This is a genomic window from Bacillus sp. PK3-037 (assembly GCF_054161355.1).
In genome coordinates this window covers 856,923-874,070 of record NZ_CP096408.1, presented here as the reverse complement: position 1 = coordinate 874,070, position 17,148 = coordinate 856,923, and the positions used below count along the sequence as shown (strand labels likewise).

Sequence of the window (17,148 nt, the reverse complement as noted above, 5' to 3'; positions counted from 1 at the left end):
TCAAAATCTGGAATTAGCAAGGAATATTATATTTTTGTGGTTAAAAATAAAAAATCCCGGCGTCATACCGGGATTTTTCTTACACAGAAACAAGCTGTTTTTCAGTTTTAATCAGGTCATAGGTTAAGCATACTGGTTTATTTGTACGAGGATCAGTGACGATTTCGGCATCAATCTGGAATACCCGCTTCAAAATATCCGGCGTCATGACCTCCAGTGCGGTTCCTTCCTTAATGACCGTGCCTTTTTTGAGCGCAATCATATAATGGGAAAATCGGGCCGCGTGATTCAGATCATGAATCACCATTAAAATCGTCCGCCCCTGTTCTTTATTCAGTCTGTCAAGCAGCTGCAGGATTTCGAGCTGATGTGCGAGATCGAGATATGTTGTTGGCTCGTCAAGCAAAAGCAGCTCTGTCCCTTGTGCAAGCGCCATCGCAATCCACACGCGCTGACACTGTCCGCCTGACAATGCCTCAATCGGACGCTCATGGTATTCCGCCATGCCGGTTTCTTCGAGTGCCCATTTGATGATGCGGCGGTCTTCATCATTTAATCTGCCGAAGCCTGACTGATGCGGAAATCTGCCGTACGACACCAATTCGTACACCGTTAATCCGCTCGGAGCCTCAGGCGTCTGCGGCAGAATGGCCATATCCTTCGCAATGTCCTTAGTAGACATTTTATGAATCGCATTGCCGTTTAAGTAAACGGCACCTTGATGTGAGCGCATAATTCTGGACATCGTTTTTAATATCGTTGACTTTCCGCAGCCATTCGGCCCAATTAAGGTTGTTATTTTCCCTTTAGGAATGGATATATTTAAATCTTCTACAATCAGCCTGTCGCCATAACCGATCCCAAGCTGTTCCGTTGATAATGAATTCAAGTTCGGTCCCCTCCTCAATTCGATTTCATCAATAAATAAATAAAGTAAGGCGCGCCTAAAACGGAGATGACAAGTCCGACCGGAATTTCTGACGGTGCCAATACATTTCTCGCCAGCGTATCAGCCAGCAGAAACAGAAACGCGCCGATAAAGGCGGAAACCGGTATAAGCGTCTGGTGGCGGGGACCGGTAAGCCTTCTTGCCGCATGCGGTGCGATTAATCCGAGGAACGCGATGCCTCCTGCAGCTGCCACACAGGATGCGGCAAGAGCGACCGCTGCCAGAAGGAGAATCCGTCTTTCCTTTTCAACAGCAGTGCCAAGTCCGGTCGCTAATTGGTCTCCCAGCTGTAAAATGTTCAGATAGCGTGCTTTATATAAAGTAAAAGGAAGCAAGATCACAATCCAGGGGAGTACCGCCCAGATCATGTTCCAATTGGCCCCCCATATCGAACCTGATATCCAAACTGCAGCCTGCATAAAGTCATGCGGGTCCATTTTGAGCTGAAAAATAAGCAAAAGGGCATTAAATCCGGCATTCACACCGATTCCGACTAGGATCAGCCGAATCGGAGTCACACCTTTTTTCCAAGCCAGAAGATAAATGAGAAACGCGGCGAGGAACGCGCCTGCCAAAGCACTGAACGGCAGCATAAACGTCCCTAAAAAGCCGATATCTGATGCTGATCCTTGAAAAAAGTAAATAAAGAGCACAACAGCAAGCGAACCCCCGGCGTTAATTCCGAGAATACCCGGTTCAGCCAAATCATTTTGAGACACGCTTTGCAAAATGGCTCCGGCAACAGCGATACCCGCCCCAACAAGCAACGACAACATTATTCGCGGCAGCCTGAACTCAAATAAGACAAGCTCATCCCGCGCCGTCCCTTGGCCGAAGAAGACCTTGAGCGTTTGCCATGGGGCAATTTTAATGACACCCAGATTCAGGCTGATAAAAAAGACAAGCACGATCAGCAGAAAAGTCACTGCTATCACAATAAGAGGTTTTTTCGTTTTCGTTTTCGTTTTCATTACAGCCCTCTCCTTTCACGACGTGCCAAATAAAAGAAAAAGGGAACACCGATGAGGGAGGTCAGCGCGCCGACAGGCGTTTCAAACGGCGCGTTCACGAGTCTGGCCGCAATGTCAGCAAAAACAAGCAAAACAGCGCCAAGCACCGCCGAGCAAGGAATGATCCACCGATAATCAACTCCTACCAAAAACCTTGTGATATGAGGAATAATCAGTCCGATAAACGCGATAGTGCCGGCAATGGAAACAGCAGCTCCCGTCAACACGACAACGACAAGCATGCCAACCAGTTTCACCGCTGATGTATACTGCCCAAGCCCCTTCGCCAGATCGTCACCGAGGCTTAACACCGTCACAGACCGGGCAATGATAAACGCAAACGTCAAACCGACAGCTCCTGCAATAACCAGCAGCTGAACGCCTGACCATTTCACACCCGCTACCCCGCCTGCGTACCAAAAGCTGACATCCTGTGCTACATCAAAACGGAGCGCAATTGCGGTTGAAATGCCCGTAAAGAAATAACTGACGGCCGTTCCGGCAAGAGCAAGCTTTACAGGCGTGAGACCGCCCCTGGAAAACATGCCGATGCCCAATACCGTCGATGCCCCCAGTCCCGCGCCCGCAAAGGACCACAGCACAAGCCCGAAGGCAGAAAGTCCTGGAAAAAAAGCAAACGCAATCGAAATAGCAAAAGCAGAGCCCGATGTTATCCCCATAATAGAAGGCTCCGCCAATGGGTTTCTCGTCATGCCCTGCATGACCGCCCCAGACACGGCTAACAATGCGCCGACAAGCGCGGCAGCAGCCGTTCTTGGCAGCCGAAGATCGTGTATGATTTGGTGTGAGGTTTCATTTGGCTGGAAATGAAAGATGGCGTCCCACACAGTCCGTAAATGGATATCCGCAGCACCGAGAGAAATGGACAGCATCGCGCCGAAGCATAATAAACATACCCCCGCAACAAGCACAATGACCGCACCAAACGACCGGGATGTCCATTGAATTTCTTCATCTGATATCATCTGTTTATCTTTCATGTGACTCAACAGCCGTACTTCCTTTCGATAATGATAATGATTATCAATTGCTGTTTCAGTATATCACTTTTTTCCGCTGATTTAATAGAGCGTTTTGATAAAAACGAAAATATAAATGCAATAATATCGTGCCAACTGGCACTTATGATGGTATAATCACAGATGATAATGATTCTCTTTATCATCTATTTTTTTGGAAAGAAGGTATGAGATATGACCCATATATATAAGAAACTCGGAGCCTCATTTTTTGCCCTGCTATTGATTGCAGCGCTGGCAGCCTGCGGAAATCACTCAGAAAGCAAAGGCTCTTCCTCTGATTCAAAAGACGAAGAAACCGTTACATACAAGGCTGAAAACGGAAATGTGAAAATTCCTAAACATCCTAAACGGGTGGTTGTCATGGCTGACGGCTACTACGGAGACTTCAAAACACTGGGCATCAACGTCGTCGGTGCACCTGAAAATGTATTTAAAAACCCTTACTACAAAGGTAAAACCGATGGTGTCACAAATATCGGAGACGGCACTTCTGTTGAAAAAGTGATTGATTTAAAGCCTGACCTGATCATCGTTTGGACAACACAAGGCGCCGATATTAAAAAGCTCGAAAAAATCGCGCCGACTGTTGCGGTGAAATACGATAAGCTCGATAACATCGAACAGCTGAAAGAATTCGCAAAAATGACAGGAACGGAAGATAAAGCGGAGAAGTGGCTTGCCGAGTGGGACAAAAAAGTTGCGGAAGCCAAAACAAAAATCCAAAAAGTCATCGGTGACAAAACGGTTTCCATTATGCAAACAAACGGCAAAGACATTTATGTATTCGGTAAAGATTTCGGAAGAGGCGGAAGCATCGTCTACAAAGATCTTGGTTTACAGGCCACAAAGCTGACAAAGGAAAAAGCCATTGACCAAGGCCCAGGATATACCAGCATTTCTTTAGAAAAGCTCCCTGACTTCGCCGGAGATTACATTTTCGCGGGTCCATGGCAATCAGGCAGAGACGATGGCGGCGTATTTGACAGTTCCATCTGGAAAAACCTCGATGCTGTCAAAAATGATCATGTCTATAAAATTGACCCGATCGGCTTCTATTTCTCAGACCCGATTTCACTAGAAGGACAGCTGAAATTTATTACAAAAAGCTTAACAAAATAAACAAAGAGCCGCACTGATCTGCGGCTCTTTTCTATATTGCAAAGAAACCGACAGGACGGAGCAGCTCATATTGAACCACATCGCATATTTTCTTTCTCAATTCATATTAAGCTGCATCATCATTGCCATTCGTTTTTTCAACGGGCCTTTTTCTCATGTGCTTCTCGTTTTTATCCTAGTGCTGGCTTTGTTTCATTTTCTGGAGAAACTGAAAAAGCGTTTTTTGCATATTCGAATGTCTCTATCACTGACATCGTTCCTGTCCGCTATTTTGTGTATGGGACTCGTAACAGCATAAAAAAAGACACCTGACTGCATTGTCAGGTGTCTTCTGTTATGCTTGTTTTTCTTTCGAGAATTTCTTAATCACAAACGGATAAATTACCAGACCGACAAAGAACAAACCGATGCCGAGAATAAATGTCGTTAAATCCGCTGTGCCTGTTACAATAACAAACAATGAGTATACACACGCTAAAATCGCGATCAATCCGTCTTTTACCCGGGAACCTTTCAGCTGATCATACGTTTCGCCTTTGATAACAAGCTTCAGGCTGTAAATCGCAGACACTAAATACGGAATTAAATACGCAAGGGTTGCCGCTGTCGTTAAAAACGTAAATGCGTCACTTATTGTCCGGGAAATAACAGAGAATATGAAGACCTGTGACATCACATTTGTAATGATCAGTGAAATAACCGGGCTTCCCTTTTTATTTGTTTTCGCAAAGACCGCCGGAAAATCTCCTGCTTTAGCAGCTTGGTACGGAACCTCAGAGCCAAGCAAAATCCAGCCGAGCATCGTTCCGAATAAGCAAAGAATCGCCAGCAGCGCCATAATCACGCTTCCTGCGTTTCCGACAATCGCATACAGCACATCAACGAACGGTTTTTCAGATCCGACAAGCTTATCGTGCGGCAGAACCCCCATTGTGATCAATGTGACAATAATGTAAATGCTTAACGCGATCAACAAACCTGTGATGGTCGCACGTTTCACATCACGCTGAGTACGCGCGCGTCCAGACAAGATCACTGCTGATTCAATTCCGACAAACGCCCATAGAGTAGAAATGGCGGCGTTGTGAACCTGTCCGCCGATGCCAATGCTTGTGCCGTTCTCACCTTGAATCGGAAAATAAAAATGATCGAATAATGTCGTTTGAAACACAAACAATCCGGCAATGATAAAGAAAACAAAACCTAATACTTTTGAAAACGTTGTGATAAAGTTTAATTTACTTGCACCGTTAATGCTTGCAACAAGAATCGTGTGCGTTCCCCAGAGCAAAATCGTACATACAGCAAACGTCAGCAATTGGCCGAGTGTCACCTCTTGGCTGCCGACAGCAAACAGTACACGTTTATCAACTAAAATCGGGAAAAACGAAGTCAAGTAACCGGCAAGACTTGTGATAATCGCCACGTTACTGATCCAGCTCGCCACCCAGTAGCCCCACACCATTGTGAATCCGGCAGCGTTCCCTTTCTTCGGATCAGAAAACAGCGCTCTCGCATAACTTTGCGGTCCCGCTGTCAGCTCAGGCTTGCGAATGGACAAGTGCCCGAAGACAAGCGCAATCATCAGCACGCCCGCACCTGTTAAAAGCCAGGCGGACGTAGCGCCAAGCGGACTTGCAATCGAAGCAAGCGAACTCGGCAGGGAGAAAATCCCCGATCCAACCATATTTCCAACGACAAACGCCGTTAATAACCAAAAACCCCATTTTTTTGTCTGTTCCATTCCAGTACCTCCAATGATTCTTTGTACGGACCAGAACCCGAGATCATGTAAACACAAAAAAAGCCTGAACAAAAGTCCATGCTTAAAGAAACACACACCCTTGATCTCCGGATAGCCCTCCGCGAAAAAGCACGCGGCAGTCCTGCACTTATTCAGATACAGTCCCAGCATAGAGAAGGATCGGCTTTCTCCACACTTCGGCGCTGATGCCTTTTACACATGTTTAACAGCTCCTGTCAGCCTGGCATGTGTGACTCATCATCCGCGCAACCTCTACCTCACTGAGAAAGAGTGAGGATTTATTTATTCAGTTACTCCCAGAAGGTTATCAAAGAAAGAATGATCTGTCAAAGGGAACAGATGGAAAATGCGGATAGAGCCAAGCCCTATCCGCATGCGGTTAGCGATTATTTTTCTTTTTTTGCACAGCTTCTTGAAGCGGATCATCTTTAAGAGCTGAACCGGCATCCTCAAGAGCTCCTTGGATTACGTTTTTTTCTTTTTCAGAACGTTTACCTTTATCTTTATTAAAGAAAGCCATTCGTATCACCTCTTTTAGAAAATAGGTACATCTTTAAGATGCCTTTTTCTCAGGAAATTATGCGGCTCATTTTTTTATCGGCCAAAGTTCTGTTGCTCAAACATACATTCTCTTGATATATTTGTAATTCAGAGATTTTTGCAAAAGATAAAGGAGAAGCGGGAAATGACAGGAAAAACACACATCATGGGAGGCATCGCTTCTTGTACCGCAGCGGCTTATTATTATGGATTTGACCCAGTACTCATGGCGGCGTCCGGCGCGGTTGGCGCATTAATTCCCGACATCTGCCACACGCAAAGCAAAATCGGGAGAAAGTTTCCTATTTTATCGAAAGTGGTCAGCTCCGTTTTTGGCCACCGCACCTTTACACACAGCCTGCTGTTTCTGCTCATCATGTTTTTTATCACTTCTACATATATTCCGGATAAAAACATATCAGCAGGGCTGATGATCGGAATGGCAAGCCACTTGGTTCTGGATGCCTGGACAGTGAACGGCATCAAATTGTTATTCCCTTCAACCATTCGCATACGGCTGCCGCTGTATATGAAGACAGGCAGTTTTTCCGAACAGCTTGTGTTGGCCGGTCTGACAATAGCATCATGCTATTATTTTTATATGCTGTTCCATGGGCGTATGTTTTAAACACGAGTGCTGAAGCTTGTCTAAGAAGACTGTTTTTAGTAGGTTTTACATAAGAAGCATCTCATGGCAGATGTTCAAGAAAACGTGAGGAGTTATCAATTGATGAAAGGAACCTTTTTTCACAATCAGCGTTTTTTAAGTTTATCCATCTTATTCATGTGGATCAAAACTTATGTGATCTATAAACTGGGGTTTGATTTGCAGATCGACTCTCTATTGCAGGAGCTGATTCTGCTGATCAATCCGCTTAGCTTCATACTCCCTCTATTTGGGATTGGACTGCTTTTAAAAGGCAGCAAGCAGCGCATCTTTTTGCTGATTGCCAATTTGGTTCTGACTGCCATTTTGATCTCCAACACGATTTTTTACGGCTTTTATATCGATTTTATTACCATTCCGGTTTTGTTTCAGGCCAGCAACATGAGCGATATGGGCAGCAGTGTAAAAGAACTGTTTAATCCTTTGTTCATCGCTCTGTTTGCGGATTTGGCTTTTCTTCTGCTGCTCTTCAGAAAAGAGAAGAGTCCCGAATCGAAAGCGAACCCCCGTACGGTCAAGCGGTACTATGCTGCTTCCTGCGGGATTCTTATAGGTACGCTGGGGCTTGCAGAAATTGAACAGCCGAAGCTATTGGCACATTCCTTCGATCGGGAAGTGCTCGTCAAAAGCATTGGCCTGTTTCAGTTCCACATCTACGATACCATTTCTCAGACTGTCAATATGAGTGCGAAGGCATTTGCCGATGAAGACAGCCTCTCTACAATCAAAAACTATACTGAGGCTGACTACAGCAAGCCTGATCAAAGCAAGTTCGGACTGGCAAAGGGACGGAATGTGATTTTTGTGACGCTTGAATCGACTCAAAGCTTTGTTCTGAATGAAAAGGTAAACGGAAAAGAAATTACCCCGTTTATGAATGATCTGATGAAAAAAAGCTATTCCTTTGATCATTTTTACCAGCAAACAGAGCAAGGCAAAACGTCTGATTCGGAATTTATCGTCGCTAACTCTCTATACCCTTCCCTAAGCGGCGCCGTCTTTTTTACGAAAAGTGACCATCAATTTCATACGATGTACAAATCACTCAAGCAGAATGATTATTATTCAGCCGTCTTTCACGCCAATCATAAAACATTTTGGAACAGAGATGTGATGTATGAAACGTTTGGGATTGACCGCTTTTTTGATGTCGATGAGTTCCATGTGACTCCCGAAACCTCAACAAGCTGGGGATTAAAGGATAAGGAATTTCTGGAACAGTCAGCTTCTAAACTGAAAAGCCTGCCGCAGCCGTTCTACAGCAATTTCATCACATTGACGAACCATTTTCCGTTTGAAATTGATGAAAAGGATCAGCTGATTGATGAATATGATTCAAGCAGCAACCTGTTAAACCGCTATGTGACGACGGTTCGCTATGAGGATGAAGCACTGAAGCATTTTATCAAAAAGCTCAAGGATGAAGGCTTATACGAAAACTCGATGATTGTCTTTATGGGAGATCATTACGGCATATCAGAAGCCCATAATAAAGCCCTGGCTGAGTTTTTAGGAAAACGTGAAATTACGCCATATGACACCATCCAGCTTCAGCGGGTGCCGTTTATCATTCATATTCCTGGAATCACTGATCAAAACCCGGAAACAATCTCCGATGCCGGAGGACAGGTTGACGTCAGGCCGACTCTGATGCACCTGCTCGGAATTGATACAAAAGGTGATATTCAGTTTGGCAATGATTTGATGTCAAACAACCGAACGCCATTTGCCGTGCTGAGAAACGGCAGCTTTATCACGAACGACTATGTATATACGAAAAACACATGCTACAGCCAAAAAACAGGAGAAGTGTTAGAAAACCAAGATGCGTGCGCTCCCTATAAAGAAAAAGCAACTGAAGAGCTGTCTCTCTCTGATAAAATGTTAAACGGAGACCTTCTGCGTTTTTATGGTCAATAAAAAATCCCTCTACGAGGGATTTTTTTCATGTTTCGTATATCACTTTACCTGTCAGCTTCGTTTGATAGCCATTGAGATGAGACAGGTTGGCCTTATATTCTTCTGATTTCAAGATGCTCCTTACAGCTTCAAGCAGCTGCTGGTGTTTTTTCAAAATGACAATGTCGTATTGTTCCTCGATGAGCGGGATAAAATCAACGTTTCCCATATGTGCCGCGTGCTGCGCCCCGATTCCCGCGTCTGCCTGCCCGCTCGAGACCTGGGAGGCAACAGCATAATGATCAGTCACAATGTCACTGTATCCCTTGACGTCTGAAGGTGTCACACCAAGCAGACCAATCTGTTCGTCAAGCAGCACTCTTGCGCCCGATCCTTTTTCTCTGTTGATGATGCGGATGTCGGTTCGTTTCAGGTCATCCCAGCCTTGTATGTTTTTCGGATTTCCTTTTTGAACATATAAGCCGGCTTTGCGAAGGACAACATTCATCTGACAAAACGGTTCGCCTGACAGAATGCGTTTGACATAAGGCGTATTATATTGAGCGGTTTCCGCATCGTACAGATGAAGACTGACAATGTCGCATTTGCCTTGGTACATGTCAATGAGGCTGTTTAAGCTGCCTTTGTATTGGCGGAGCGGCGTCTCTTGAATGGCATTTTCCAAATGCTTGCTGAGCAGATCCATCGATATATCCTGTCCGCTGAGGACGACATTCCGCCTTCCCTCCGGCATCGGCTCCTGTGTCTTTCTCGGCTCTTCGGGTGAAGACACAGGCTGAGACATTCTCATGTTCGCCTTATATTGCTTTAAATCTGCTTCATCGACACGCATCTGCCTTCCGACACGGTAAGCAGGGATCATGCCTTTTTTAATCAAATCATAAACGGTCAGCTTTGATACCTTCAGCAGACCAGCCACTTCTTCTATCGTATAGGAAGAGGTTTCATTCATCATCATCACTCTCCTATTTCATTATACCTTTTCAGAGAATGTAACAAAACCCACATACCCCAAACATAATCAGTTATAATTAGATATAACTAATTATAAGGGGTGCAATCATGTTTAAGAAGTATTCCATTCTGACCGCAGCATTAACTGTTTTCCTGCTTGCAGTAGGCTGCTCTGCCAGCCAATCATCAAGTGACAATGAGAAAAAAGTGACCTTAACTGTCTCAGCAGCTGCCAGTGCCCAGGATGCACTCGAGGAAATTCAAAAGAATTACGAGAAAACCCATCACAATATTACGATCCAAGATAACTTTGGCTCATCAGGTGCCTTGCAAAAGCAAATTTCTCAAGGAGCCGGGGCGGATCTGTTCTTCTCAGCCGCTGAGGACAAATTCCAAAAACTTGTAGATGATGGGGATATCGCTAAAAAAGACAGCACTCATTTAGTCGGAAATGAAATTGTGCTCGTTGTGCCTAAGGATGGAGATTCACCGGTCACAGGCTTTGACAATCTGACTGATTCAGAAAAAATTGCTCTCGGGACTCCAGAATCTGTACCGGCAGGAGCTTATGGAAAAGAATCACTGACAAAGCTGTCTCTATGGGATAAAGTAAAAGATAAGATCGTGTACGGAAAAGACGTTCGCCAGGTTCTTTCATATGTAGAAACAGGCAATGTAGACGCAGGTGTCGTTTATAAAACAGACGCGCTGATCTCTAAGAAAGTCAAAATCGTCGATGAGACAAAAGCTGATACACACAGCCCGATCGTTTACCCGTTAGGAATTGTAAAAGATACGAAACACCATAAGGAAGCGAAGGAATTTTACGATTACCTGCAAACAGATGAAGCGATGAAAGTGTTTGAGAAATATGGTTTTACTGCTGAATAACATCAGCACTTCAGAATTTTTCACGCCGGTTATGCTTTCCTTTCAAGTGGCGGCGGTCGCCGGAATCGCGGTGATCATTCTCGGAACTTTGGCGGGGGCATGGATGTCACGAGCATCATTTTTCGGAAAAACCATACTCGAAACGATTTTTATGCTTCCTCTCGTTCTTCCGCCCACCGTTGTCGGTTTTATTTTGATCGTCATGTTTGGAAAGCACAGCTTCATCGGACAAGCGATCGAATGGATCTTTCACCAGCCCGTGATCTTCACCTGGTGGGCTGCTGTGATTGCGTCTGCTATCGTGGCTTTTCCGCTTATGTATCAATCGGCCAAAACCGGGTTTTCCAATATTGACCCCGATATAGAGGGAGCGGCAATGGTAGACGGAGCAAGCAGATGGAAGGTGTTTATCCATATCTCCATTCCGCTGGCGTATCCATCGTTGCTGACCGGAAGCATTCTCAGTCTGGCTCGGGCGCTCGGTGAATTCGGCGCCACCTTAATGTTTGCCGGGAATATCCCGGGTGTTACCCAAACTCTGCCGACAGCCATTTATGTCGCTTTGGATTCCGGCAACAACACACTTGCATGGGCGTGGGTCGTCTGTATCATCGTGATTTCCTTTCTGATGCTGTTTTTGATTCAACTGAAAAAAACGCACTAAAAAACTCCCCGTGTGCAGACGGGGAGTTTTTGATTAAAACAGAAGCTCATCGGGGTTTGGACCGACACGTTCATCTTGATTTAACGCATCAATCTTATCCATGTCTTCTTGAGACAATTCGAAATCAAAAATATCAGCGTTTTCGATAATACGGTGTTCTTTAATCGATTTTGGAATCGTTACAACTTCATGCTGAAGATCCCAGCGCAAAATCACTTGTGCTACAGATTTATTATATTTTTCAGCGATCTGTGTCAGCACTTCGTTATCAAGCAGCTGGCCCTGCATAAGCGGAGACCATGCTTCCAGCTGGATGCCTTGCTTTTTGCAGTAGTCTCTTAATTCTTTTTGCGTCAAACGAGGGTGAAATTCAACTTGGTTCACCATCGGTTTGATTTCAGCATCTTTCAAAAGCTCTTCTAAATGATGAACTTGGAAGTTGCTGACGCCGATCGCGCGGATTTTGCCGTCTTTGTACAGCTTTTCAAGCGCGCGCCATGTATCTTTATACTTATCCTTGCCAGGCCAGTGGATTAAATATAAGTCTAAATAATCAAGCTGAAGTCTTTCCAGGCTTTTTTCAAAGGCAGCAAGCGTTGTGTCGTAACCCTGATCTTCATTCCATACTTTTGATGTAATGAAGAGCTCTTCTCTTGCAACACCGGATTCTTTAATGCCGATGCCTACACCTTCTTCATTTTTATAGACAGCCGCTGTATCAATGCTGCGGTAGCCATTTTTAATCGCAGCTTTAACCGATTCAGTCGCTTCACTTCCGTTTTCTACTTTAAAAACACCAAGACCGAACCAAGGCATTTCAACTCCGTTATGTAACTTTACAGTATCTTTTAAACTTGTTGGCACTTGAACATCCACCCTTTCACTGAAATGTAAGCGTCTATATTATCTCACATTCCTCTCAGCCGATACCAATAATACGCTTAGGCCCTCTTTTTGCTTCTTTTTTCATAAGGACGTTTTTTATTTCATAGTAAACAATGCGCATTTGTACTATTTTTTTCCTATTTTATCAATTATAAGATTATTTAGACAGCGAGCAGGGTAAGCGAATACTGTAGCCCACAAAACATAGAGGAGGAAACAAATTGAAACGTATTCGTATCCCAATGACTCTTGCACTTGGCGCCGCTTTGACAATTGCCCCTTTGTCCCTTGCCTCTGCTGAGGAAAATCCCGCACCGAAGATCTCACAGAAAACAACAGCCGGAACAGCTGCCGCAGAAGTCGGTTTAAACGTCAACCTTGATTTGCTTGGGATTGCCAACCAAATCTCAGATGCCATTAAATCAGCCCAGAACAGGGACGGTTTTGTGAAAAATCTCATGGAGTCTTCCTTCTACGCATCCGGCCAAAAATATAACGTCATGGTTTTTAACTTAAGCCAGGAGTATGAAGATCACTTAAATGGTGTGCAGTTTTACGGCTCGGCCGTTTATGACGGCATTACGTACGGCATTTGGGTATTTGAAGACGGAAGCTTCACAAACAAAGGAGACGGCGGCTGGATCAACTGGGCCTTCAGAGGCTGGTTCGACCGAAACGACAACACTGTCGAATTCCATCGCCCCTAACCTATAGAAAAAAGCTGGCGTCCGATGCCAGCTTTTTTTCTTGGAATTATTCGCCGCCTTCTAGCATTGCGGCTTCCACATCATTAATATATTGTCGAAGCTCATGAGAGATGTCCCGGGAAATTTCCCGCTCCTCAAAGAGCGTCTGAATCTCATTTCTAATCGCCTGCACAGCCTTCAGCTTCACTTCCAGCTTCTGATTTTCAAAATGGGCGTTCGATTTATATTCGCGATGGCTGTGCTCCAATCTGAAAATTAATTGTTTATAAAACGAGATGACAGATAAAAATACTTCTTTATGTTCTTCCGGTATATGCTTTTCCAAATGTCCTATCGCAGCTTTAGCCGTTTTAACCCTAGTTGCTCTCATTAATCCCTCTTCGTTTAAAATCGACATCTCCGGCTTTTTATGTTCTCCGAAGAAAATCCAATACATCAGACGTTTCAGCCTTGTTTTTGATAAACCGACTTTAAACGGGTTGGCATACAAAATTTCCAATTCATTAAACCGTTCTTGCAGAGCGTTTGCCGTTTCTTCCGGGATGTCTCCCCGCTCCAGCAGTTTCATCAGTTCTTCTTGCTCGGCTTTAATCCCTTGAGCGCGGACTTTCCGTTCATACTTTTTTATGCGGGTTGACGTTGTATATTGCTGAAAACGAAGGTTTTTCATTTTCTCATTGTATTCGGCAATGACCGCAAGAGACGCCGTTTTGTTTGTATCATTCATATCTTCTTTAATCGTTTTGAGGGCCGTTTTGATCAGTTTGCGTCTCGCCGTCAGCAGCTTCTTATTTTTTTCTTCGTCATCTTCTTCTTTTTCTGTCAGAAGCGGAAGCACGAAGGTGGCAATAACAAGCGTGCATAAAATGACGCCTGCGGCTAAAAAGAGAATCAGATTTCTTTCCGGAAACGGTGTGCCATCCTCCAGGAAATATGGGATGGAGAATGAACCTGCAAGCGTAACCGCTCCCCGCACACCTGAAATGGAAATTAACAATGTAGAACGAAGTCCCGGCTTATAAATGGTTTGATCTTTATTAAAGAACCACTTGCCGTTCCAGAAGAACAGCACCCACAGAAATCTAAGAAGCATTAACGTAAATGTAATGACCAGAATATAGCCGATCACTTTCATGTTGCTGATCGCTGTATCGTTAAAAATCACCGAAATGACATCCGGAATTTGTGCGCCAAGGATGACAAAGACAAGGCCGTTCAAAATAAATAAAATAATGTTCCACGTACTCGATGAGACGATTTGCAGCTTCACCATCGTCGATTCGAGACGGTCCTGTTCAACCGCATGTGTAATACCGCCCGCCACAACGGCTAAAATGCCGGAAACACCGATTTCCTCCGCTGCCAGATAAATCACAAAAGGCGTCAGAATTTGAATCAGCATGTGCATCGTGACATCCTGCATGCCAAGGCGGCGCAGGAATAGACGAAAGCGGATAATCAAGAACGAAATGACAACTCCGCACAAAAGGCCGCCAACAGAAATAAACACAAAGCTGACAGCTGCTTGCGCCAGTGAAAATGCCCCGGTAACCGCTGCGGCAATCGCAAATTTAAAGGCGACCAGACCTGATGCATCATTCATCAGCCCTTCCCCTTCAAGCAGGCGCAGAATTCCTTTCGGCATCTTCACCCTTCCTGATAATGCGCTGACAGCGACGACATCAGTCGGTGAAAGAATGGCTGCCAGTCCAAAGGCCGCTGCCAGCGGAATATCAGGAATCATCCAGTGGATCGTGTATCCTCCTACAATCACAGTCGCAAATACAAGGCCAAGTGCAAGCAATAAAATTGGAGCTCTTAAATTCCAAAGCTCCGCCCGAGGCGTCCTCTTTCCATCATTAAATAGAAGAGGCGCAATAAACAAGACGAAAAACAATTCCGTGTTTAATTCAAAATGAAGCCCCTGTGGAAATGAGGCGGCAATAATCCCAAGCGCCACCTGAATCAGAGGCACTGGAATAAGCGGGATAAACCGATTGACAATGTTAGAAATCGCAATAATAGCCAGTAAAACAAGGACGACTAAAAATATGTCCAAATGCATAACCTCCTTAATCTGCTGCGTATCTGCATGATGAGTTGATAAATATTTGTCCGAAGAGGCTGAGGCTTGCAAAAGATAAAGGATGGCCTTACATCCAATACTGGATTCCGCAGGAGTCTCCTCCACACTAGTCTTCTTTTATAGTACCCTTTTTAGGGTATTTTTTCTCATGATATGCTCATGGTGAACTTTTTTGCCGCAAAGCAAAATCAAAAAGAGACAGGGCAATCCCCCCTGTCTCTCATCTCAATTATGAAAATTCATCCCGTCAGTTGTCGCTTTAATGATACCGGCGCGAATGACGAAATCACCGAAGTGCTCACCTTCCTCGCGTTCTTTCGCATAGCGGGAAAGCAGGACGCGCAGCTCGCTCAAAATGTCTTCTTCTCCGATATTTTCGCGGTACATTTTGCTTAAGCGGCTGCCGTCAAACGCAGCGCCTAGATACATATTATATTTACCAGGCGCCTTTCCGATAAATCCAATCTCTCCGAGCGCATGGCGGGCGCAGCCGTTCGGGCAGCCTGTCATGCGAATGGTAATTTCCTCATCACGAAGACCGTTTTCGTCAATAATCTCATCCACTTTATCTAAAAGGGTCGGCAAATAACGTTCTGCTTCAGCCATCGCCAATCCGCAGGTCGGAAGAGCAACACACGCCATAGAGCTGCGGCGCAGCGCTGTATAATGCTTTCCGTCAGTTAACCCGTATTGATCGATTAATGCGTTGATTTCATCCTTTTTCTCGCTTGGAACATTGCCGATAATCAAGTTCTGATTGGCTGTCAGACGGAAATCGCCTGTATGAACTTTAGCAATTTCACGCAAGCCTGTCATCAGCTTATAATCCTCGTAATCCGTCACACGGCCGCCTTCGACAAACAGCGTAAAATGCCATTTATCTTCAATGCCTTCCACCCATCCGTAGCGGTCGCCGTTATGATCAAAATGGTACGGCTTCGCTTCTTCCAGGCTCCAGCCGAGACGGTTTTCCAATTCCTCTTTCACTGTTTCCAAACCGAGGCGGTCAACTGTGTATTTGAAACGGGCATTTTTACGGACGGAACGGTTTCCGTAGTCACGCTGAATCGTAATTGTTTTTTCAGCAACGTCATACATTTGTTCAGGGCGGCAGAATCCAATTACCTTGGCTAACTGCGGATATGTCGCTTTGTCGCCGTGCGTCATTCCCATACCGCCGCCGATTGCCACGTTAAATCCGATAAGCTTGCCATCTTCCACAATCGCAATGAATCCGAGATCCTGCGAAAAGACGTCAATATCATTTGACGGCGGAACCGCAATACCGATTTTGAATTTCCGCGGCAGGTAAAGCGGCCCGTACATCGGCTCGACTTCTTCTGCGTCAGGCGTGCCGGCCACTCTTTCCTCATCAAGCCAAATTTCATGATACGCTCTTGTTCGTGGCAGGAGATCATCACTTAATTTTTTGGACCATTCGTATACTTCAGAATGGATTTCAGACTGGTAAGGATTCGATGCGCACATCACATTCCGGTTTACGTCTCCGCAAGCCGCGATTGTATCCAGAAGAGCCGAATGGATCGTCTGAATGGTTTTTTTCATGTTCCATTTTAAAATCCCGTGCATCTGGAACGTTTCACGCGTCGTCAGCTTTAGGGTGCCGTTACCGTATTTTTGCGAAAGTTCATCCATCACGAGCCATTGCTCAGGCGTCGATACGCCGCCCGGCATACGGACGCGCAGCATGAACTGATAAGCCGGTTCAAGCTTTTGCTTTTGGCGTTCATTGCGGAGATCGCGGTCATCCTGCAAATAACTGCCGTGGTGTTTCATCAGGCGGTTGTCATCATCCGGAATTCCCGCACTGATCCGATCCAGCATCACTTCTTTTAGTGTGCCGCGCAAATAATCGCTTTCTTCTTTAATGCGCTCGACGTCACTTGGAGAGCCGTCCGGTGCTTTTAAGATTTTGGTCACCATGTTG

General features: G+C 45.1%; 16 protein-coding genes and 1 riboswitch. Of the genes, 7 read left to right on the top strand and 9 right to left on the bottom strand.

The genetic code is table 11. The features are described 5' to 3' along the window. Positions 1–79: 79 nt before the first annotated feature. From M1D69_RS04465 to M1D69_RS04455, 3 genes are read right to left on the bottom strand one after another with little or no spacing between them, the layout of a single operon-like run. Positions 80–889 carry an ABC transporter ATP-binding protein gene (locus tag M1D69_RS04465; RefSeq protein WP_458104441.1) on the bottom strand — a complete coding sequence of 270 codons (810 nt, stop codon included), beginning with the start codon at positions 887–889 and terminating at the stop codon, positions 80–82. Between the two features lie 14 nt (positions 890–903). Next, a complete protein-coding gene (locus tag M1D69_RS04460; protein WP_458104442.1) occupies positions 904–1,920 on the bottom strand; it encodes a FecCD family ABC transporter permease in 1,017 nt (338 codons plus the stop codon). Next, entirely contained in the window at positions 1,920–2,960 is a 1,041-nt protein-coding gene (locus M1D69_RS04455; protein WP_458106208.1) for a FecCD family ABC transporter permease, read from the bottom strand. Before M1D69_RS04455 ends, M1D69_RS04460 begins: the two co-directional genes overlap by 1 nt. Before the next feature lie 213 nt (positions 2,961–3,173). Here M1D69_RS04455 and M1D69_RS04450 point away from each other — a divergent pair, with 213 nt between their 5' ends. Together M1D69_RS04450 and M1D69_RS04445 are read left to right on the top strand one after the other, a co-directional pair. Then, positions 3,174–4,121 carry an iron-hydroxamate ABC transporter substrate-binding protein gene (locus tag M1D69_RS04450; protein ID WP_458104443.1) on the top strand — a complete coding sequence of 316 codons (948 nt, stop codon included), beginning with the start codon at positions 3,174–3,176 and terminating at the stop codon, positions 4,119–4,121. A 70-nt stretch (positions 4,122–4,191) separates the two neighbouring features. Next, positions 4,192–4,419 carry a hypothetical protein gene (locus tag M1D69_RS04445; protein WP_458104444.1) on the top strand — a complete coding sequence of 76 codons (228 nt, stop codon included), beginning with the start codon at positions 4,192–4,194 and terminating at the stop codon, positions 4,417–4,419. A gap of 36 nt (positions 4,420–4,455) precedes the next feature. Here the strand turns inward: M1D69_RS04445 and M1D69_RS04440 are convergent, their stop codons facing one another. Together M1D69_RS04440 and sspJ are read right to left on the bottom strand one after the other, a co-directional pair. Beyond that, positions 4,456–5,865, bottom strand: coding sequence for an amino acid permease (locus tag M1D69_RS04440; RefSeq protein ID WP_103671332.1), 1,410 nt, complete (start codon positions 5,863–5,865; stop codon positions 4,456–4,458). 104 nt (positions 5,866–5,969) lie between these two features. Further along, positions 5,970–6,149: riboswitch (Lysine riboswitch) on the bottom strand. A 116-nt stretch (positions 6,150–6,265) separates the two neighbouring features. Continuing rightward, positions 6,266–6,406 carry a small acid-soluble spore protein SspJ gene (gene sspJ, locus M1D69_RS04435; protein WP_010331863.1) on the bottom strand — a complete coding sequence of 47 codons (141 nt, stop codon included), beginning with the start codon at positions 6,404–6,406 and terminating at the stop codon, positions 6,266–6,268. Positions 6,407–6,571: 165 nt separating this feature from the next. Here sspJ and M1D69_RS04430 point away from each other — a divergent pair, with 165 nt between their 5' ends. After that, positions 6,572–7,054, top strand: coding sequence for a metal-dependent hydrolase (locus M1D69_RS04430; protein ID WP_458104445.1), 483 nt, complete (start codon positions 6,572–6,574; stop codon positions 7,052–7,054). A gap of 102 nt (positions 7,055–7,156) precedes the next feature. Continuing rightward, entirely contained in the window at positions 7,157–9,013 is a 1,857-nt protein-coding gene (locus M1D69_RS04425; protein ID WP_458104446.1) for an LTA synthase family protein, read from the top strand. A gap of 25 nt (positions 9,014–9,038) precedes the next feature. Here the strand turns inward: M1D69_RS04425 and M1D69_RS04420 are convergent, their stop codons facing one another. Further along, complete coding sequence (locus M1D69_RS04420) at positions 9,039–9,965, bottom strand: substrate-binding domain-containing protein (RefSeq protein WP_458106209.1); 927 nt, start codon at positions 9,963–9,965, stop codon at positions 9,039–9,041. Between the two features lie 110 nt (positions 9,966–10,075). Between M1D69_RS04420 and modA the strand changes: the two genes are divergently transcribed. Both modA and modB read left to right on the top strand, forming a co-directional pair. Continuing rightward, positions 10,076–10,858 carry a molybdate ABC transporter substrate-binding protein gene (gene modA, locus M1D69_RS04415; RefSeq protein ID WP_458104447.1) on the top strand — a complete coding sequence of 261 codons (783 nt, stop codon included), beginning with the start codon at positions 10,076–10,078 and terminating at the stop codon, positions 10,856–10,858. Continuing rightward, a complete protein-coding gene (gene modB / locus M1D69_RS04410) occupies positions 10,830–11,522 on the top strand; it encodes a molybdate ABC transporter permease subunit (RefSeq protein WP_458104448.1) in 693 nt (230 codons plus the stop codon). Before modA ends, modB begins: the two co-directional genes overlap by 29 nt. A gap of 33 nt (positions 11,523–11,555) precedes the next feature. Here modB and pgoN read toward each other — a convergent pair whose 3' ends face one another. Further along, positions 11,556–12,386 carry a glyoxal/methylglyoxal reductase gene (pgoN, locus tag M1D69_RS04405; RefSeq protein ID WP_458104449.1) on the bottom strand — a complete coding sequence of 277 codons (831 nt, stop codon included), beginning with the start codon at positions 12,384–12,386 and terminating at the stop codon, positions 11,556–11,558. 242 nt (positions 12,387–12,628) lie between these two features. On the opposite strand from pgoN, the gene yvgO reads away from it, so the two are divergent. Further along, positions 12,629–13,114, top strand: a complete 486-nt coding sequence (gene yvgO / locus M1D69_RS04400) for a stress response protein YvgO (RefSeq protein ID WP_024122833.1) — start codon at positions 12,629–12,631, stop codon at positions 13,112–13,114. Positions 13,115–13,160: 46 nt separating this feature from the next. Here the strand turns inward: yvgO and M1D69_RS04395 are convergent, their stop codons facing one another. Together M1D69_RS04395 and cysI are read right to left on the bottom strand one after the other, a co-directional pair. Then, entirely contained in the window at positions 13,161–15,173 is a 2,013-nt protein-coding gene (locus tag M1D69_RS04395) for a Na+/H+ antiporter (protein WP_458104450.1), read from the bottom strand. A gap of 252 nt (positions 15,174–15,425) precedes the next feature. Next, on the bottom strand, positions 15,426–17,144 hold the full coding sequence (gene cysI / locus M1D69_RS04390; protein WP_458104451.1) for an assimilatory sulfite reductase (NADPH) hemoprotein subunit: 1,719 nt from the start codon (positions 17,142–17,144) through the stop codon (positions 15,426–15,428). Between the last annotated feature and the right edge of the window lie 4 nt (positions 17,145–17,148).